Here is an 18,426-nt window from a genome sequence, read left to right as displayed (position 1 = left end):
AGCATAAACTGCCTAAATAATACTGTTATAAAATATGATGCAATTTTTTCATATTTCCAGCATTATTGAAAGCAACCATTTGCCCCTTAGTCAATTAATCTTCAAAGTAATGAAACTAAACAAATTCAATTTCACCAAAATCTGTACGCGTATCATCGTTGGCAGCCTGGTAATGACTGCACTATCTTGCTCGACAAACGTGAACACTAATATAAGCGCCAACCAACACTACGCCTATATTACTAACCAAGGTGCAAATACAGTATCGGTGATTAACACGCACAGCAATCAAGTCACCCATACCATCCCTGTAGGCAAAGCACCTGTAGGGGTTGCCATAGCGGCAAAATTAAAACGCGCTTTCATATCCAATGTCGAGAGCCAAGATATTTCCGTCATTAACACACAAAGCAATACCTTAGTCGACACCATTAAAGTGAACGGCGCACCAGTTGGCCTAGCCATATCACCAGACGAAAAAACACTGTACGCGGCAGACTGGTTCAACAATCGTGTATTAGCCATCAGCACCATCGATCATGTAGCTCGGGAGTTAAGCATAGGCGAAGCACCAGCAGGTCTGGTCGTCAGCCCTGACAGCAAAACACTCTACATTACCAACAGAGATAGCAATGAAATTGCCGTGGTCGATGCCGACACACTCACCGTAATCCGTAGAGTCCCCGTTGGGCAACACCCGTTCGGCATCGCATTGAGCGCTTCAGGCAAACTACTCGCCAGCGTCAATGTACAAGATGACACAGTCAGCATTATCAATACGGCATCCAACAGCATACAAAATATGAAAGTGGGCTACCACCCCTACTGCGCAGCGTTTAGTGCAGATGAAAAAACACTTTACGTCACCAACACACAGGATGATAGCGTCACCGTATTGGCCATTGCCAGCGGCAAAGTGATCACCACTATTAACGTAGGTAGCACACCGGAAGGCATCAGCATCGACCATACCAACCATCGTGCTTACGTCGCCAATTGGGGCAGCAACAATGTAAGCGTGATTGACACTCAAAACAATCAATTATTAACCACGATCAGCACTGGTGAAAAAAGCCGCGCGTTTGGTCAATTCATCTCAAGCCCATAGCCTCAGCGAACACCATCACAAGTCACCATGAAACAAGACAATCATACCCAGCCTGTCAACCAAGCTAGATTCACAGCGTTTAATACAGCACAAGCCACTTTACTGTTTTAGATTCTGGACTATTGCAGATTCGGGTTCTCATAAATTCAGATTCTAATTTATAATGTATTGTTGTTTTTGAACAGTTCCTCTCGTTATTGAGATCTTTGGAGAAAAATGAATGAAAAAAATCCTAGCGTTAATCGCACTTAGCTTAACTACAAGCTTTGTTTCTATCACAGCGTCTGCACACGGCCCATCACCACTTAAGGTTGATAAGTCTGTAACAATCAAGGCTGAGCCAGCTAAAGTTTGGGCATTAGTAAAAGACTTTGGCAACATGCAAAAATGGCACCCAGCAGTGACCAACACCAAATTAGAGAAAAAAGGCGAAGACACCTTTAGAACCCTAACGCTTAAAGACGGCGGCACTATCCTAGAAAAACTACGCAGCTCAGATGACGCTGACATGAAAATCCGTTATGAAATCGTATCAAGCGGCTTACCTTTAACTGACTACAACGCATACATCGTAGTTAAAAAAGGCGCAAACCCTGGCGAGTCTACAGTGCAATGGGTTGGCCGTTTCTACCGCTTGTACAAACTAAACCCACCTATCCCAGCTGGTCAAGATGATGAAACTGCATTAAATGCAATTAACGGTATTTATGATGCTGGCTTAGCCAACCTAAAAAAGGTTGCTGAATCGTCAAAGTAACTGACCGCGAAGGCTCTCAAAACGGAGCATCGACAAAATGGTCACTCATGCAATGGTTACGTGACCTTTTTTGACAGTTTGAGCGGTAAAAACTACAAAGAATTGTCAGTTTAATAAAAAAGCGGAATTTAACTTCCGCTTTTTTATTGCATAGCACTCTTCATCAACTCAACACAAATATATGTCAAAAATCACAACCCTTTATATATAAAGGAATAATTTATTACCGACATGTAAGATACGATGGATTTTAGTTTAATCTCTCCACATCATCCAATGCTTTGGCACATCTGTTGCTTATAGTTCACCAAGCACTAAACATAACCTTGGTGTGAAAACACTATAAATTGATTACCAAAGGAAACTAAAATGAAACAAGTACAAAAAGGCTTTACCTTGATTGAATTGATGATCGTAGTTGCGATTATCGGTATTTTGGCTGCAGTTGCTTTACCACAATACCAAAACTACACACAGCGCTCTGCAAACGCTGCCTGTCTGGCAGAAGCTAAGGCTTACATGAATACGGCTGTTGCCGATGCTGCTGATGACCGCGCACCACCAGCATCTCCAGGCGTAGCTTGCACTGGTACTGTACAAGTAACAATTGCTCAGTTTGCAGCCGATGCTGCTGTAACTTTTAACGCACGAACTCGTGGCACTGCAGGCTTGTTACAAAACACAACATGTCAAGCAGGTAGCGGTACATGCGCACTAGCAGCGGCAGCTTAATCTAGCTTAGTTGTAGGCAAAACATAAACCCCATGCTTTGGTAGTATGGGGTTTTTCTATATAAAACTGATAAAAATCATGACGACATCAGAATATAAATTTTATGCAGTAAAACTAATTACTGCGATGGCTTTTTCCTTTTTTGTAATCCGGACTCTTAATCAACTTTGGGAAAGCAATGCCTTAGAGCCCAACTTAGTACTATTACTAGTTAGCGAAAGCATCACCGTAGCTTTGATATTGTTTGCTAAGCCAGCTAGGGATTATGCTATGAATGTAATCGCTATAATTAGTGCAGGAGCAGTTACTTTTTACTTTCTTGTAATCAACATTTCTGCTGGACAAGCGCTACTACCTGTATACATTACAGCCGGCCTACAGATTATTGGCTTGCTGTTTCAAATAACTGCCAAACTTTATTTGGGGCGCTCGTTTGGATTAGTAGCCGCCAATCGCGGCATAGTAACTAATGGTCCATATAAGCTAGTTAGACATCCAATATACTTTGGTTACTTTCTTGCTCATATGGGCTTTTTGTCTTCCTTGTTTAGTATGCAAAACTTAATTGTATTTATTGGCTTGTATTTTTTTCAAGGCTGTAGAATTTGGCAAGAAGAAAAATTACTCATGAAAGATCCTGAGTATGCTGGCTATGCAGAGAAAACCCGATATAAGATCATACCGAGAATCATTTAAACATGAATGAGTTAGACCAGATTTAGCTAGCGTAGGGTGTGCAAACGGCTTTATGTTTACAACCACCAGACTAAAGCCCGTTCGCCCTGGCACCGCCTTTCAGCACAACCACATCAAACCCATTCTGCGCCAATATAAATGCTGCAGCAGAACTCCGGCGCCCCGTTTGGCAATACACTACATGACTCTTACGATAGTCTAGCTCTAAGAGCTTTTGACGAATCTCATTTAATGGCAAGTTAATCGCACCATCAATATGGTCGTATTGATACTCAGATGGTAACCGTGCATCAACCCATATTGCACCATCAGCAATTTTAACCTCTGCTACCTCTCTACTTACATGCAGGAGCATAGGCTCTTTAAGCAGCGCTACAAAATCGTGCTTATTCAGTCGCAGCAATTGCCCATCTGTTTTCATGGCGACCGTTGCATTGCGTTTGTTATCGGAAACCAAGGCTTCCTCTCCAAACGCATCACCCGATTGCAACTCGGCGACCAATAAAGGATGTGCATTCACGCCATCTGCCCTAGTCACCAATACAGTGCCACTCTCGATTAAATAATAGTAATCACCCGCCGCACCCTGCTGAATAATCACCTGTCCTGCAACTGTGTTAATGCGCTCCATGCGCTGGAACATGGCCTCAATATTAGCCACGGGCACTTTACTAAAAACACCGGATTGCAATTTAGATACGCTGAACACACTAGTGTCACGCATCCACTCTACAGGGGTTCTACTAGACTTTTCATCATCGGCTTTGTGCACACTTTTAAGCACATCATCTCCGGTAGATAATTGATCCCATGTCATCATGATATCTAGCAAATCGTTATCTATCCGTAAAATTTCCACATCGGTATATGCAATGCAATCAACAAGAGTGCTATCACAAACAATAGGATGCCTTGCGACGGTATCTTTTGCGCGTAGCATCTGCTTGCTTCCGTCAACAAATCGTAGTTCCAACTCGCCTTTGATTAAATAAACTGACTGCTTGGCATTAGAAACATTCATGCGTAATGGATTAATACCCTTACTGACTTTCTCCACAAAACATAAGCCTGCAAGCTCACGCTTACGGCCAGCAGATAGCTTGGCAAGAGGTTCAAAAGTGTTTAATAACGCAAGTACAGCAGTAGTCATCTGAGCGGAAGTATCTAATAGTTTAGGGTTATGTGACATATATTATCTACCGATAGGTATAACAGTTGATGCCTAATTTTATGGCGATACAGGCATTATTTAGGCAAATTACAGCTCAAAAACCTGATCTCGATTTAGTGCTTTAATGGACAATCCAGCATTACCTGCCGCAATTTCACGCATAATATGCGCATCCTCGCCTGGTTTCAAATGCGTAATATAGACTTCAAGCGCGCCTGTGAGATGCGCTGCATTCAATTTTGCCAGTTCTTGTAACAACATGGATGGGCATAGATGCTTAGATAAGACAGCAAGCTCAAGTTCACTATTGCTAAAAGCTGTTTCCACGATTAAGTATTTAAGGTGATTGATATTATTCACCGCATGCCATAGCGCATCGCAGATAGTGGTGTCGCCAGTATAAACTAAACTATGCGCTGCGCCTTTAATATGATATCCGACAGCCGGCACTACATGATGCACCGGCAGTGCTGTGATAGTGCGCCCGCCTAAGACCACTGGCTGCCCAAGTTTGATTTCCTGATAGCGCAAGAAAGGCGCAGTAGCATTAGGTATTGCATTAAAATCTGGCCATATTTTCCAATTGAAAATATGCGCTTGTAGGATAGCTAACGTCTCCTGAGTGGCATATAAGGTAATAGGCTCGCTACGTATGCCCATTACCGTATCTAACAAGAGAGGAATAAAGGCAATGTGGTCCAGATGTGAGTGCGTCACAAATATATGGCTAATCTTTAGCAGCTCATCCATCGACAAATCACCGACACCTGAGCCAGCATCAATCAAGATATCATGATCAAGCAACAACGATGTGGTGCGGTAATCACCGCCGATACCGCCACTACAACCAAGAACTTTAAGTTGCGCCATTTTGGACATTACCCTAATTAATATGATCTGCTCAATTGATATATACGGTCATGTGCAGGCAGTTTTGAGTACAATGTTACGATTATCAGAACATTGCTACAACCATGACGACTTATCAACCACCGTTAGAATTAAGCCTACACACATCAAACCCCAGCAAAATCAGTGCCAGCGTCATTTGGATGCATGGTCTTGGCGCCGATGGTTATGATTTCGAGCCGATTGTGCAGCGTATTTTAGAGAACCCAGCCTTCAGCCATATTCGATTTATACTACCACATGCACCTGACATGGCTGTGACCAGAAATAACGGCTACATCATGCCCGCTTGGTATGACATCTATGGTCAGATCCCTGTATTGCAAGAAGATGAAGCCGGAATAAAAGCCAGCGAAAATTACATCAACACATTGATTAATAATGAAATTAACAAGGGAATAAACCCTGAAAGAATTTTACTCGCAGGTTTCTCACAGGGCGGCGCAATCGCGCTACATACGGCATTACGTTACCCACAAAAGCTAGCCGGAGTAATGGCGCTATCCACTTATGTGCCCCTCCATGCCCTGCTGAGCAAAGAGGCCAATGTCGCCAACGTTAATACACCAATTTTCATGGCACATGGCATTTTCGATGACATTATCCCGTTGAGCATGGCTGAAAAATCTCGTAATTTGCTACAAACATGTCAATATTCTGTCAGTTGGCATCAATACAACATGGCCCATTCACTGTGCGAACAAGAAATTATCGACATTGAAAGCTTCCTAACACAAGTTTTGTCCTGAGATTTGCCCCAAGATTTGATAGAATAGCGTATTGATTAACCTTGGTACTTTCGGGACGCAATGCCTGCATCTAAAACAAAAAACAATACGCCAGCTAGTGATAAAGACTCACTGGAACTAGCGCTTAGCTTCGAACAGGCATTTGCCGAGTTAGAGGGCATTGTCGCGCAGATGGAATCTGGGCAAATGCAGCTCGAGGCCTCTTTGGAAGCCTACAAGCGCGGTAACTTGTTACTCGCGTTCTGCCAGCAATCACTGGCTGATGTTGAACAGCAAGTTAAAATACTCAACGAGCGCCAACAGTTAACCTCTTTCAACACCAATGACTAACACCAACATGACAGACGGCGTAGCGACTGATTTTTTAGTATGGGCAAAAGCAAAACAAGGCCATATTGAAATAGTGCTGGACGAGGCATTGCCTAGCGAGACTACTGCACCACAAGTACTGCATGATGCCATGCGTTATAGCTTACTAGGTGGCGGCAAGCGCGTGAGGGCTTTGCTATGCTATGCAGCAGCAGAGCTATGTGCGACCAATGCAACGATAGCTGATGCAGCAGCCTGCGCGGTGGAAATGATCCATGCCTACTCTTTAGTACACGACGACATGCCGTGCATGGATAACGATGATTTACGTCGCGGCAAACCTAGCTGCCATAAGCAATATGACGATGCTACCGCATTACTGGTAGGCGACGCCCTGCAAAGCCTCGCATTTGATGTGCTGTCTACACCTACGCTGTGCGAAAGTGCCAATCAGCAAATATCCATGCTGAACATTCTAGCAAAAGCATCGGGCTCTTTAGGCATGGCTGGTGGCCAAGCAATTGATCTGGCGTCCGTTGGCAAAGCACTCTCTCAGCACGAACTGGAGAATATGCACAAACTAAAAACTGGCGCATTGATTCAGGCCGCAGCATTACTGGGTGCATCAAGCGGCACCGCTGAGCAAATGTCTGCGGTCATCGTTTATGCAGAGCATATCGGCCTTGCATTCCAAGTTGTTGATGACATCCTCGACGTAGAGGCCGACACCAGTACCTTAGGAAAAACTGCAGGGAAAGATGCAGATAGCAACAAACCTACGTATGTGACGATATTAGGCTTAGATCAAGCAAAAAAATTAGCAGATCAACTGTACGAAACAGCCATCAGCGCCTTAACCCCATTTGGTAATGATGCAAAACGCCTGCGTGAACTGGCTGGCTTTATCTTACATCGCAGTTTTTAACCTCAACCGCACTTAAACTAAATAACACACCACTCGTGACTCCTCTATTAAACACCATTAACGACCCCGAACAACTACGACTGCTGGAGCGTAGGGAATTAGTGCAGCTCGCACATGAGTTACGCTTATTTTTGGTGGATAGCGTGGCTAAGACTGGTGGACATTTAGCCTCCAACTTAGGGGTGGTTGAATTAACGATTGCGTTACATTACGTATTCAACACACCTGACGATAAATTAGTTTGGGACGTTGGTCACCAAACCTACCCACATAAGATACTAACCGGGCGCCGCGAGGCCATGCAAAACTTGCGCAAACCACAAGGCATTGCTGGCTTTCCCAGACGCAATGAAAGTGGGTACGATACTTTCGGCACCGGTCACTCCAGCACGTCCATCTCGGCAGCACTGGGCATGGCGGTCGCGGCACAAAAAGCTGGCAGCGAACGACGCTCTGTTGCTATTATCGGTGATGGTGCCATGACTGCAGGCATGGCCTTTGAGGCACTGAACAATGCCGGCAACATGGACGCCAATCTGTTGGTTGTACTCAATGACAACGACATGAGCATTTCTAACAATGTCGGCGCCCTGAACAATTATTTAGCTAAATTACTCTCCAGCCGCTTCTATGGCACGGTGAGAAAGTCAGGCAAGAAAGTATTATCGGCATTACCGCCGATGATGGAGTTTGCCAAGCGTGCAGAAGAGCACGTCAAAGGCATGGTTACACCAGGCACCTTGTTTGAGGAGTTTGGCTTCAATTATATCGGGCCGATTGACGGTCACGACTTAGATGCATTAATTGACACCCTGCACAACATTAAACAACTAAATGGCCCGCAGTTCTTACATATCGTGACCCAAAAGGGCAAAGGCTTCGAGCCAGCTGAAGCTAACCCGAATAAGTTTCATGGTGTAGGTAAGTTTGACCCATTTAACGGCAACGCCATCAGCGCAAAGGCTGCTAAGTCCTATACCGAAGTATTTGGCGACTGGCTTGTGGATATGGCTGCGGCTGACCACAGGCTCATCGGCGTCACCCCTGCTATGTGTGACGGCTCAGGCTTAAATGCTTTTGCCAGCCAATTTCCAGAACGCTACTACGATGTAGGTATCGCCGAGCAACATGCACTGACGTTTGCCGCAGGCATGGCTTGCGACGGCTTAAAACCAGTAGTTGCCATTTACAGCACCTTCTTACAACGTGCTTACGACCAATTGATTCATGACATTGCACTGCAAAACCTGCCAGTTTTACTGGCAATCGATCGCGCCGGCCTAGTTGGTGCAGATGGCCCGACACACGCCGGCAGCTTTGATTTGACCTTTATGCGCTGTATTCCCAACATCGTCATCATGACGCCTAGCAATGAAAACGAATGCCGCCAGATGCTGAGCACAGGCTTTCTTTACAACGGCGTAGCCGCCGTACGCTACCCTAGAGGCAGCGGCACAGGTGCAACAGTCAACAACAGCCTGCTGCCGATAGAGATTGGCAAAGGCCGCATTGAGCGCCAAGGAGAAAAAGTAGCGATTTTAGCGTTTGGCTCTATGCTGGCACCTGCGCTGGAAGCAGCAGAAGCAATCAATGCCACCGTTGCTAATATGCGCTTTGTTAAGCCTATCGACCACGCGCTTATTGCACAGCTTGCCAGCACGCATACGGCAATTATCACAATAGAAGAAAACTGTGTGATGGGCGGTGCAGGCTCCGCAGTGATGGAGTCATTACAAGCCATGCAACATAGCTTGTCACACACAATTAAAACACTAAGCCTAGGCTTGCCAGATCAGTTTATTGAACATGGCGTTCACGAAACTATGCTGGCTGACTGCGGTCTAGATGCTAAGGGAATAGCCTCAGCAATTGCGAAGCTAATAACCTAGTGTTATACTCAACTAATATTTGTAAAATTTAAGAAACTATACATGGATCAGACTACGCACAAAAACCCGATTGAAGATGTACAAAACACTGTTGATACACGCCACCTAGCGATTGATAAAGTTGGCATTAAAGCCATTCGCCACCCGGTTATTGTAAAAGATAAAACCGGCGGCGAGCAGCACACCGTTGCAATGTTTAACATGTACGTGCATCTACCTCAGCAATTCAAGGGTACTCATATGTCTCGTTTTGTTGAAATTCTCAACATGAACGAGCATGCTATTTCTGTAGAGTCATTTGAAACTATCCTACGTGAAATGGTAAAACGCCTAGAAGCGGAATCTGGTCATATAGAAATGACTTTCCCGTACTTCGTGAACAAAGCGGCACCAATTTCTGGCGTGAAAAGCTTGCTAGACTACGAAGTGACCTTTATCGGTGAAATTCATCAAGACAACTTTGAAATCACGGTAAAAGTACTGGTTCCGGTGACCAGCCTATGTCCATGCAGCAAAAAAATCTCAAACTACGGCGCACATAACCAACGTTCACACGTAACGGTAACCGCACTGATTAATGACTTCATCTGGATTGAAGACATTATCGACTTAGTTGAAAAACAAGCATCATGTGAGCTTTACGGCTTGCTCAAGCGCCCAGACGAGAAGTTTGTTACTGAGCGCGCTTACGACAATCCTAAATTTGTTGAAGACATGGTGCGTGACGTTGCAGCACAACTCAACGCAGAAAAACGCATTGTGGCTTACACGGTAGAATCAGAAAACTTTGAATCTATTCATAACCACTCAGCCTACGCGTTAATAGAAAAAGATAAACGCGTTTAAGCCTACAAAAAAATCAGTTAGTAAAAAAGCCACTTAGCAAAGTGGCTTTTTTTATACGCTGAGCACTAACTATTCTTCGCACGTACTAGCTAATGCTTGGCGTACAAAAATATTAATAATGCGCTTAATATTTTTTCGTCAGCGTCATCGTGCTACCCTGATGCTTCACCTCCATACGGCTCAAAGCACTCATCCCCATTAGCACCACCGAAGGGAAACCGCCTTCCAAAACGTTACCCTCAACCTGACTTAACGTAATACCACCAATTTTCAAGTTTGCAATAGTGACACGATACGCAGTGACAACGCCATTTGCCGTTGACACTTGCACTGGTTCACCTTTTTTATAATCAATCTTGGCAAACTTAGCATCCCCACTATTCAGCGCAACTGTAGTTGCACCAGTATCAATTAAAAACTTCAGAGGCACACCATTCACTTTGCACTCCGAGACAAAATGCCCGCCTGCACTTGCATATAGCGTAACACTGGGATTGCTGCTTGACGATGTTTCGCCGACCGAGGCAGCCTGTCCCATGCCCAGCTGTTTTGTTTTCCCTTCAATCGACAACGTTGCGGAACTGCTATCCGCAGCAATTAACTTAACGCCATCTACAGTCTGCCCAACACTCAAAGTTTGCGGCCTGCCGCCATTAATCATCAGCACAGCCTTATTGCTAAACAAACCGACAATATTCACGCGCGTATCAGCGCTTACTGTATGCGATAACAGAGAGGCGGAAATTGATAGTGTCATCAGCAAGCACCTGCGTAATTTTACTTTGAGCATCATTTAAACATCCCCTGTTGCATGGTGGACTGCTGGCCTAGATGTAACCCAAGCGCCACCACGGCCAAGCCTAATAACGGAAAAACAGCTGCCAGCATAAACGTTTGTTGGCCACCCAAATACTGCAGCGCATAGCCACCCGCAACGCCGCCTACCGTGCCGCCCACACCGTATGCCACGCTGTTATAAATCGCTTGTCCTTTTGCCTGGTGCCTGCCATTAAAGAACTGTGTAATTACTTCTACCGAGGCCGCATGAAAGCTGCCAAATGTGGCCGCGTGCAATGTTTGTGCAAACAGCAACATCCATAAATTATCGACAGCAAAGCCAATCAAGCTAAAGCGAATCACGGCTAGCACCAAGCTCACCAGCAAGATTGTTTTTAAAGTAAACCTTGCTAGTATCTTAGGCATCAGCATAAAAATAATAATCTCACAAATAACGCCGACTGCCCATAGCAAGCCTATCATGCCTTTACTGTAACCATGCTCGCTCAGATAGATGGAGTAAAAGTTATAAAGCACACCATGTGCCGTTACCATGAGTGAGCACCCTACCAACAAGGCAATCACATTAGGCTGTCGCACTACCTGCCAAATAGAAAAACTATCATGCGGATGTGCAGCCACTTTAGGTTCTGGCAGCGAAAAAGTCAGCACAAACAAGGTAATTTGCACAGCAAGTAAAAACCACAGCAAGCTGGCAATGCCAGTCCAATCTATCAAGAAGCCTAGCACCACAGCGGCCACAATAAACCCGGAGGAACCCCACATACGAATACGGCTGTAATGACCATTGGTCGTGGCCAGATGCGCCAACGTCAACGACTCAGCCAATGGCAAGGTAGAGCTAGTGAACAAGCTCAATGCCGCCATCACAAAAAACATCCAGAAAAAACCATGCGCCCAGAATACCGCAACAAACCCGCACAAACCAAGGAAGGAAGTCAGCCTGATCCAGGGAGTGCGCTTGCCAGTATGGTCTGCTAACCATCCCCAAAAGTTTGGCGCAAAAATTCGGCTAATCTGAAACAAAGACATCAGCACACCAATATCAGCCGCTGAAAACTGCTCAGATTTTAAATACAGCCCCCAATACGGCACGAATGCACCGACAAAAAAGTAGTAGATAAAATAAAAACGGGAGAGCCGATAATGTAAGTCTGTATGCATATGGATATCATACCGAAAAAAAAGTCGGCATTTGCCGACTTAATATTGAATCGTGAATGGTTTTAACCTGCTTAAATAATGATGGTGCGATTTAAATAATTCCAGCCCAATAAAACGCTAGTTAAATAAAATTCTATTTAAATAATTTTAGGTGTTGCACATTGCACGTCTGCGTTTTGCGCACGGTGACGTAACGCATGGTCCATCAATACCATCGCTAACATTGCCTCTACAATCGGCGTTGCACGCACCCCAACACAAGGATCATGACGCCCAGTAGTTTGCATCGTCACGGCATTGCCACTTTTATCGATAGAGCGTCGCTCTTGCGGAATACTGGAAGTAGGCTTTAACGCCACATTCACTCTTATTTCCTGTCCAGTAGATATTCCACCCAAAATACCACCCGCGTGGTTGGTGACAAAACCCTGTGGCGTCATTTCGTCAGAATGCACGCTGCCACGCTGTGCGATACTCGCAAACCCAGCCCCGATCTCTACACCTTTTACCGCGTTAATGCTCATCATGGCATAAGCAATTTCAGCATCCAAGCGATCGAAAATAGGCTCACCCAAGCCAACAGGCACATGTTCTGCCACCACGGTAATGCGTGCACCGACTGAGTCACGCTCTGCACGAATCTTGTCTAAATAATCTTCAAGTGTAGGTAAAATACTGACATTAGGTGAAAAGAACGGATTGTCATTCACTACATCCCAACTTTCAAATGGGATATCAATCTCACCTAGTTGGCTCATATAACCGCGTACAGAAACACCATAACGCTCTTTCAGCCATTTTTTAGCAATCGCCCCAGCCGCCACGCGCGCTGCTGTTTCACGCGCACTTGAACGACCACCGCCACGGTAATCGCGCACCCCATATTTTTGCGTATAGGTATAGTCAGCGTGACCAGGGCGGAATGTATCCATAATCTTGCTGTAATCTTGGCTGCGCTGGTCGGTATTGCGAATCAGCAAGCCTATCGGTGCACCCGTGGTTTTTCCTTCAAAAATACCTGACAGGATTTCCACAGTGTCAGCCTCTTGACGTTGTGTCACATGACGTGAAGTACCTGGTTTACGACGATCCAAGTCAATTTGCAAGTCTTCTGCACTCAGTGCCAAGCCCGGCGGACAGCCATCGACGATACCGCCAATTGCAGCACCGTGCGACTCACCGAATGATGTAAAGGTAAAAAGCTTGCCAAGTGTATTGCCAGACATGATGCGACCTCAATTAAAGTTAAGTGATTTTAACATAGCCAAGCAACATGTTAAGGGCGACTCTAAAAATTCAAACGCCTAAGCCAGACAAGGCGCAAACAGAGGATTATAACGACGCATATATCTGATATGTAAGCAGTAATTTTTTGTGAGCCACACAGCTTGGCAACGGAAGTTGGACTTTTAGAGGCCTTCTTAATTAACCAAGCCTTTAATCCATTGCTGATACACCTGCTTAGCAACCTTATTCAGAAAAAAACAATGCAACGGCAAGGTTTGCTGTATGGTTTCCACATCCTGCACTGCGGGGCTATGCTGTGCAGATGCAATCTCTTCGGCACCCACCACACACCACTCCTGCACCATCGCCTCTGTCATCTCGATATGGCACTGTAAAGCCAGATGCTTTTTACCCAGTGCATAAGCCTGATTCTCACAATACTTACTTGCCAGGATGTGTACCGCTCCCGCAGGCATACTAAAGGTTTCTCCATGCCAGTGAAAAGCATTAAAACTTTCCAACTCACCAAACCAATGCTGAGCAGCGTCATTTACACTGACATTCACCTCACCCCAGCCTATCTCTTTAATCGCATTTTGTGTGACTGTTGCGCCTAAAGCTTTACTCATCAGCTGCGCCCCAAGACAATGTCCTAATACAGGCACATCGGCATCTACAGCCTGCCGGATCAAACCCAGCACTGGTGAAATCCAAGGCAAATCATCATTTACACTCATCGGCCCACCCATCAGTACCATACCGCTATAGGCTTCGATTGAGCTGGGCACAACATCACCTTCGTCAATTTTGATCAAACTCCAAGAAATCCCCTCTGCATCCAAGAAGTCAGCAAAATATCCAGGACCTTCACTGTTAAAGTGGCGAAAAATAACGACTGGCTTCATGCTGTTAACACCTTATATTCTCCATTTGCTATACCGTCTAATGTGTAACGCCCAATCGCATAACGGATTAAACGCAAGGTCGGAAACCCGACTTTTGCTGTCATGCGCCGTACTTGGCGATTTTTTCCTTCAGAAATTTTGATTTGCAGCCATGTAGTGGGGATCGCTTTGCGTTCACGAATCGGCGGGTTTCTTAACCATATCCCTGCAGGCTCATTCATCACACTTACCTCAGCCGGTTGTGTGATAAAGTCACCCAAATCCACACCTACGCGAAGTGGTTGCAACGCTTCATCAGAGGGAGCCCCCTCCACCTGCACCCAGTAAGTTTTAATTTCTTTATGTTTTGGATGGCTTAAACGATGTTGCAATGCCCCATCATCGGTTAAAATAAGCAAACCTTCACTATCAGTATCCAAACGCCCTGCTGCATACACATCAGGGATAGGAATAAAGTCTTTTAACGTGGCGTGCCTGTTATCGGGATTCGGTGAGTCATGCGGGCTAAATTGGCACACGACGTTAAACGGTTTATTAAATAAAATTATCATCTTAGGAAATTGTGAATGACTTCGAAAATTATCAAACCTAGCACAGGCGAAAAAATTTCTGTTAATGCAGACAATACGCTAAACGTACCGAACAATCCTATTATCCCATTTATTGAAGGTGATGGTATAGGCATTGATATTACCCCACCGATGATTAAAGTTGTAGATACTGCGGTAAACAAGGCTTACGGCGGCTCCAGAAAAATCTCATGGATGGAAGTGTTTGCCGGCGAAAAAGCAGTAAAAGTTTACGGTAAAGACAAAGAAGGCAAAGACACCTGGCTACCAAGCGAAACCATGCAAGCGGTACGCGATTACGTAATCTCAATCAAAGGCCCATTAACCACACCAGTAGGCGGCGGCATCCGCTCATTGAACGTATCCCTACGCCAAGAGCTTGACCTCTACGTATGCTTACGACCAATTCAATACTTCTCAGGTGTACCTAGCCCGGTAAAACACCCTGAAAAAACCGACATGGTGATCTTCCGCGAGAACACAGAAGATATTTATGCAGGTATCGAGTGGGCAGCAGGCACAGATGAAGTAGAAAAAGTCATCACATTTCTGAGCGACATGGGCATGCGTAAAAAAATTCGCTTCCCAGAATCATCAGCTATCGGCATCAAACCAGTATCCATCGATGGCAGCCAACGCTTGGTTCGCAAGGCGATTCAGTACGCAATTGATAACAACCGTAAATCAGTGACCATTGCCCACAAAGGCAACATCATGAAGTTTACAGAAGGTGGCTTCAGGGACTGGGGCTATGAAGTGGCAAAACAAGAATTTGGTGCGGTTGAGATTGACGGCGGACCATGGTGCAAACTACCAAATGGCATCATTATTAAAGACTGTATTGCCGATGCTTTCTTGCAAGAAATCTTGCTGCACCCACAAGATTACGATGTGGTTGCTACATTAAACTTAAATGGCGACTACGTAAGCGATGCTTTAGCAGCGCAAGTGGGAGGCATTGGCATTGCGCCAGGCGCCAACTTAAGCGACACAGTAGCCATGTTTGAAGCAACTCATGGCACTGCTCCAAAAATTGCTGGCAAGAACATCGCCAACCCAAGCTCACTGATCCTTTCTGCTGAAATGATGCTACGTCATTTAGGATGGACAGAAGCTGCTGATTTGGTACTGAAAGGCGTTGCCAATGCAATTATCAGCAAACGTGTGACCAGCGACTTCTCTACACAAATGGAAGGTGCAACACAGGTAGGCACGGCAGAATTTGGCGATGAAATTATTGCGAATATGTAGTAAACGCTAGCGCCACATATAAAAAAGGCTTTTTATGCGCAATGCATAAAAAGCCTTTTGAGTATTGGGGACCAGATGTAGGCTAACCCAAATGCAGCTTTAGATAAAACTTAAGCTTTCTGAATATTTGAAGCTTGTTTACCTTTTGGGCCTTCAGTTAAATCAAAACTAACACGTTGACCTTCTTTTAGGCTTTTGTAACCTGATTCTACAATCGCTGAGAAGTGTGCGAATAAATCATCACCACCATCATCAGGCGTAATAAAACCAAAACCTTTAGAATCATTAAACCATTTTACGGTACCTGTTGCCATTTCATACATCCTTACATAATACAAAGGGGGGCGCCCCAGAAAGTTTGCCTCAAGAACATAAAGTCGCAGTAACTAAATTAAAAGCTGACTGCAAAAAACTCGAATTCAAACACCTATGCATATTTATAAGTTGCTTTTTCCAGCATGTCAAGTAGTTTTTACCGCCTAACAAACACTAGAATTGAACCACCCTGTACATATCCAGTAAATTTAGCCAGCTTTAGTTCAACCAATGGCAAAAATGCTGAATTTGCACGATAAAAGGCGTAAAGTCTTTACAAAAAAAAACGTAAAGTGCATTATTGGCCTGAGTTAATTAACTGTAATTGCTTATAAGCTTATTCAACCACGACAATTAATATGGCAACTGCAACTTCACAAACCAAACTAAGTGGTCTAGCTAGAACATTAATTCAAGAAAAGCTGCTTTCCGAAGATGAAGCGAGGGCGGTGGAAGCTCAAGCTAATTCTGCAAATGCCTCATTTATTTCACAGCTGATACAAAGCAAAAAACTCAGCGCATTAAGTATTGCGGAGGCCTCCGCCAAAGCCTTTGGTTTCCCATATTTTAATCTAGACGCTTTCAATCCAGACTATCTCCCAGCCAAACAAATTGACAGCAAACTAGTTATTAGCAATCGTGTCATCGGTCTGCAAGCGCGCAACAACGTGCTCTATGTCGCCATCTCCGATCCCACTAACATACTAGCGCTAGATAGCGTGCAATTCCAAATGGGGATGAACATTTCACCTATTGTGGTGGAAGATGACAAACTTGGCCGCTGGATAGAAAAGGTGGTGCAAGCTAAAGATACCAGCCTTAAATCATTGGCTGTAGGCAATGATGACGATTTTGGCTTTAGTGATGACAACTCACAAGCAGCAGAAGAGGAACAAGTCGAAACCGAAGTTGACGACGCTCCTGTGGTACGCTTTCTTAACAAGATGCTACTAGATGCTATCAACATGGGGGCATCTGATTTACATTTTGAGCCTTATGAGAAGTTTTACCGTGTACGCTACCGTATTGATGGCGCATTGCGAGAGATTAACCAACCCCCTCTCGCTATTAAAGAAAAACTCGCATCACGCATTAAAGTAATCTCAAGTATGGACATTTCGGAAAAACGTATTCCGCAAGATGGCCGTATGAAGTTAGTCTTATCCAAGACACGCACCATTGACTTCCGTGTCAGCACACTGCCACTCATTCATGGCGAAAAAATCGTAATGCGTATTCTCGACCCTGCCAGTGCCACACTTGGAATTGAGGCGCTGGGTTATGAACCTATACAAAAAGAGCGCCTACTAAATGCAGTGAGCCGCCCCTACGGCTTAGTACTAGTAACCGGCCCAACAGGTTCTGGTAAGACCGTATCCCTATATACATGCCTCAATATTCTCAACAGCCCAGATGTAAACATATCTACAGCTGAAGACCCATGCGAGATTCCGCTGGCAGGGATTAATCAGGTTAACGTGAATGACAAACAAGGCCTGACATTTGCCGCTGCGCTCAAGTCATTCTTACGACAAGATCCTGATGTCATTATGATTGGTGAGATTCGCGATTTAGAAACTGCAGACATGGCGATCAAGGCAGCATCCACCGGCCATATGGTATTGTCCACACTACATACTAATGATGCTCCATCCACGTTAACGCGCTTGCTCAATATGGGTGTGGCACCATTCAACATTGCGTCAGCTGTCTCATTGATTACAGCACAGCGCTTGGCGCGACGTTTGTGCAAACACTGTAAACTCCCGATCAACGTGCCTAAAGAGGCGCTCTTGAATGTGGGCTTTATTGAAGAAGACTTCAATGAGAGCTGGCAACTTTATGGTCACAACCCAGAAGGTTGCGAACTATGCAACGGCGGCTATAAAGGCCGTGTGGGCATTTACCAAGTGATGCCGATTACTGATGCCATTAGCCGCATTATCATGAAAAACGGCACTGCACATGATATTGCAGACCAAGCCAAAATCGAAGGCGTAAATGATTTACGTCGCTCTGGTGTGCTGAAAGTGATGCAAGGGTTAACCTCTATAGAAGAAGTAGAAGCTTGTACCAATGAGTAGCTTTTTTAAATACACTACCTTG

The 18,426-nt window shown here is 44.9% G+C and carries 19 protein-coding genes; 11 read left to right on the top strand and 8 right to left on the bottom strand.

What is annotated here, in order from left to right; genetic code table 11:
• Positions 1 to 109 precede the first annotated feature (109 nt).
• The 4 genes from MMOL_RS03105 to MMOL_RS03090 all read left to right on the top strand — a co-directional run bounded on the left by MMOL_RS03105 (position 110) and on the right by MMOL_RS03090 (position 3,293).
• A complete protein-coding gene (locus tag MMOL_RS03105) occupies positions 110 to 1,108 on the top strand; it encodes a YncE family protein (RefSeq protein WP_238524392.1) in 999 nt (332 codons plus the stop codon).
• A gap of 220 nt (positions 1,109 to 1,328) precedes the next feature.
• Positions 1,329 to 1,865: an SRPBCC family protein gene (locus tag MMOL_RS03100; protein WP_015831559.1), complete on the top strand. Its 537-nt coding sequence runs from the start codon at positions 1,329 to 1,331 to the stop codon at positions 1,863 to 1,865.
• A gap of 369 nt (positions 1,866 to 2,234) precedes the next feature.
• Positions 2,235 to 2,597, top strand: a complete 363-nt coding sequence (locus tag MMOL_RS12290; protein WP_015831558.1) for a prepilin-type N-terminal cleavage/methylation domain-containing protein — start codon at positions 2,235 to 2,237, stop codon at positions 2,595 to 2,597.
• Positions 2,598 to 2,675: 78 nt separating this feature from the next.
• Positions 2,676 to 3,293 carry a methyltransferase family protein gene (locus MMOL_RS03090; RefSeq protein ID WP_041928662.1) on the top strand — a complete coding sequence of 206 codons (618 nt, stop codon included), beginning with the start codon at positions 2,676 to 2,678 and terminating at the stop codon, positions 3,291 to 3,293.
• Positions 3,294 to 3,363: 70 nt separating this feature from the next.
• On the opposite strand, the gene MMOL_RS03085 is transcribed toward MMOL_RS03090, so the two are convergent.
• Both MMOL_RS03085 and MMOL_RS03080 read right to left on the bottom strand, forming a co-directional pair.
• On the bottom strand, positions 3,364 to 4,482 hold the full coding sequence (locus MMOL_RS03085; RefSeq protein WP_015831556.1) for a cyclic nucleotide-binding domain-containing protein: 1,119 nt from the start codon (positions 4,480 to 4,482) through the stop codon (positions 3,364 to 3,366).
• A gap of 69 nt (positions 4,483 to 4,551) precedes the next feature.
• Positions 4,552 to 5,334, bottom strand: a complete 783-nt coding sequence (locus MMOL_RS03080; RefSeq protein WP_015831555.1) for a 3',5'-cyclic-nucleotide phosphodiesterase — start codon at positions 5,332 to 5,334, stop codon at positions 4,552 to 4,554.
• A gap of 104 nt (positions 5,335 to 5,438) precedes the next feature.
• Between MMOL_RS03080 and MMOL_RS03075 the strand changes: the two genes are divergently transcribed.
• From MMOL_RS03075 to folE2, 5 genes are read left to right on the top strand one after another with little or no spacing between them, the layout of a single operon-like run.
• A complete protein-coding gene (locus MMOL_RS03075) occupies positions 5,439 to 6,122 on the top strand; it encodes an alpha/beta hydrolase (RefSeq protein WP_015831554.1) in 684 nt (227 codons plus the stop codon).
• 60 nt (positions 6,123 to 6,182) lie between these two features.
• Positions 6,183 to 6,452 carry an exodeoxyribonuclease VII small subunit gene (locus tag MMOL_RS03070; protein WP_015831553.1) on the top strand — a complete coding sequence of 90 codons (270 nt, stop codon included), beginning with the start codon at positions 6,183 to 6,185 and terminating at the stop codon, positions 6,450 to 6,452.
• On the top strand, positions 6,445 to 7,356 hold the full coding sequence (locus MMOL_RS03065; protein ID WP_015831552.1) for a polyprenyl synthetase family protein: 912 nt from the start codon (positions 6,445 to 6,447) through the stop codon (positions 7,354 to 7,356). The genes MMOL_RS03070 and MMOL_RS03065 overlap by 8 nt, the downstream gene beginning before the upstream one ends.
• Before the next feature lie 35 nt (positions 7,357 to 7,391).
• Entirely contained in the window at positions 7,392 to 9,245 is a 1,854-nt protein-coding gene (dxs, locus tag MMOL_RS03060; protein WP_015831551.1) for a 1-deoxy-D-xylulose-5-phosphate synthase, read from the top strand.
• Between the two features lie 42 nt (positions 9,246 to 9,287).
• Positions 9,288 to 10,091 (top strand): GTP cyclohydrolase FolE2, encoded by an 804-nt coding sequence (gene folE2 / locus MMOL_RS03055; protein WP_015831550.1) that lies wholly within the window; start codon positions 9,288 to 9,290, stop codon positions 10,089 to 10,091.
• Between the two features lie 124 nt (positions 10,092 to 10,215).
• On the opposite strand, the gene MMOL_RS03050 is transcribed toward folE2, so the two are convergent.
• From MMOL_RS03050 to MMOL_RS03030, 5 genes are all read right to left on the bottom strand, one after another.
• The gene (locus tag MMOL_RS03050) at positions 10,216 to 10,848 is read right to left on the bottom strand and encodes a retropepsin-like aspartic protease family protein (protein WP_238524391.1); all 633 of its coding nucleotides are present in this window, start codon (positions 10,846 to 10,848) and stop codon (positions 10,216 to 10,218) included.
• Positions 10,849 to 10,880: 32 nt separating this feature from the next.
• The gene (locus MMOL_RS03045) at positions 10,881 to 12,053 is read right to left on the bottom strand and encodes an MFS transporter (protein WP_015831548.1); all 1,173 of its coding nucleotides are present in this window, start codon (positions 12,051 to 12,053) and stop codon (positions 10,881 to 10,883) included.
• Between the two features lie 137 nt (positions 12,054 to 12,190).
• Positions 12,191 to 13,279: a chorismate synthase gene (gene aroC / locus MMOL_RS03040; protein ID WP_015831547.1), complete on the bottom strand. Its 1,089-nt coding sequence runs from the start codon at positions 13,277 to 13,279 to the stop codon at positions 12,191 to 12,193.
• Between the two features lie 195 nt (positions 13,280 to 13,474).
• Positions 13,475 to 14,185 carry a type 1 glutamine amidotransferase gene (locus MMOL_RS03035; RefSeq protein ID WP_015831546.1) on the bottom strand — a complete coding sequence of 237 codons (711 nt, stop codon included), beginning with the start codon at positions 14,183 to 14,185 and terminating at the stop codon, positions 13,475 to 13,477.
• Positions 14,182 to 14,736 carry a pseudouridine synthase gene (locus tag MMOL_RS03030; RefSeq protein WP_015831545.1) on the bottom strand — a complete coding sequence of 185 codons (555 nt, stop codon included), beginning with the start codon at positions 14,734 to 14,736 and terminating at the stop codon, positions 14,182 to 14,184. Before MMOL_RS03030 ends, MMOL_RS03035 begins: the two co-directional genes overlap by 4 nt.
• 15 nt (positions 14,737 to 14,751) lie before the next feature.
• On the opposite strand from MMOL_RS03030, the gene icd reads away from it, so the two are divergent.
• Entirely contained in the window at positions 14,752 to 16,005 is a 1,254-nt protein-coding gene (gene icd / locus MMOL_RS03025; RefSeq protein ID WP_015831544.1) for an NADP-dependent isocitrate dehydrogenase, read from the top strand.
• 110 nt (positions 16,006 to 16,115) lie between these two features.
• On the opposite strand, the gene MMOL_RS03020 is transcribed toward icd, so the two are convergent.
• On the bottom strand, positions 16,116 to 16,319 hold the full coding sequence (locus MMOL_RS03020; RefSeq protein ID WP_015831543.1) for a cold-shock protein: 204 nt from the start codon (positions 16,317 to 16,319) through the stop codon (positions 16,116 to 16,118).
• A 360-nt stretch (positions 16,320 to 16,679) separates the two neighbouring features.
• Between MMOL_RS03020 and pilB the strand changes: the two genes are divergently transcribed.
• Complete coding sequence (gene pilB, locus MMOL_RS03015) at positions 16,680 to 18,404, top strand: type IV-A pilus assembly ATPase PilB (RefSeq protein ID WP_015831542.1); 1,725 nt, start codon at positions 16,680 to 16,682, stop codon at positions 18,402 to 18,404.
• Positions 18,405 to 18,426: the final 22 nt, after the last annotated feature.

The organism is Methylotenera mobilis JLW8, assembly GCF_000023705.1.
GTDB classification, from domain to species: domain Bacteria; phylum Pseudomonadota; class Gammaproteobacteria; order Burkholderiales; family Methylophilaceae; genus Methylotenera; species Methylotenera mobilis.
Note: the sequence above shows the minus strand (reverse complement) of the source record. Positions and strands in the feature narration are given on the sequence as shown.

Coding starts and splice junctions, on each gene's coding strand:
- MMOL_RS03085 (WP_015831556.1), bottom strand. CDS start 4,482: ATGTCACATAACCCTAAACTATTAGATACTTCCGCTCAGATGACTACT.
- MMOL_RS12290 (WP_015831558.1), top strand. CDS start 2,235: ATGAAACAAGTACAAAAAGGCTTTACCTTGATTGAATTGATGATCGTA.
- icd (WP_015831544.1), top strand. CDS start 14,752: ATGACTTCGAAAATTATCAAACCTAGCACAGGCGAAAAAATTTCTGTT.
- pilB (WP_015831542.1), top strand. CDS start 16,680: ATGGCAACTGCAACTTCACAAACCAAACTAAGTGGTCTAGCTAGAACA.
- MMOL_RS03100 (WP_015831559.1), top strand. CDS start 1,329: ATGAAAAAAATCCTAGCGTTAATCGCACTTAGCTTAACTACAAGCTTT.
- MMOL_RS03070 (WP_015831553.1), top strand. CDS start 6,183: ATGCCTGCATCTAAAACAAAAAACAATACGCCAGCTAGTGATAAAGAC.
- aroC (WP_015831547.1), bottom strand. CDS start 13,279: ATGTCTGGCAATACACTTGGCAAGCTTTTTACCTTTACATCATTCGGT.
- MMOL_RS03065 (WP_015831552.1), top strand. CDS start 6,445: ATGACTAACACCAACATGACAGACGGCGTAGCGACTGATTTTTTAGTA.
- MMOL_RS03030 (WP_015831545.1), bottom strand. CDS start 14,736: ATGATAATTTTATTTAATAAACCGTTTAACGTCGTGTGCCAATTTAGC.
- MMOL_RS03105 (WP_238524392.1), top strand. CDS start 110: ATGAAACTAAACAAATTCAATTTCACCAAAATCTGTACGCGTATCATC.
- MMOL_RS03035 (WP_015831546.1), bottom strand. CDS start 14,185: ATGAAGCCAGTCGTTATTTTTCGCCACTTTAACAGTGAAGGTCCTGGA.
- MMOL_RS03045 (WP_015831548.1), bottom strand. CDS start 12,053: ATGCATACAGACTTACATTATCGGCTCTCCCGTTTTTATTTTATCTAC.
- MMOL_RS03050 (WP_238524391.1), bottom strand. CDS start 10,848: ATGACACTATCAATTTCCGCCTCTCTGTTATCGCATACAGTAAGCGCT.
- MMOL_RS03080 (WP_015831555.1), bottom strand. CDS start 5,334: ATGGCGCAACTTAAAGTTCTTGGTTGTAGTGGCGGTATCGGCGGTGAT.
- MMOL_RS03090 (WP_041928662.1), top strand. CDS start 2,676: ATGACGACATCAGAATATAAATTTTATGCAGTAAAACTAATTACTGCG.
- folE2 (WP_015831550.1), top strand. CDS start 9,288: ATGGATCAGACTACGCACAAAAACCCGATTGAAGATGTACAAAACACT.
- MMOL_RS03075 (WP_015831554.1), top strand. CDS start 5,439: ATGACGACTTATCAACCACCGTTAGAATTAAGCCTACACACATCAAAC.
- MMOL_RS03020 (WP_015831543.1), bottom strand. CDS start 16,319: ATGGCAACAGGTACCGTAAAATGGTTTAATGATTCTAAAGGTTTTGGT.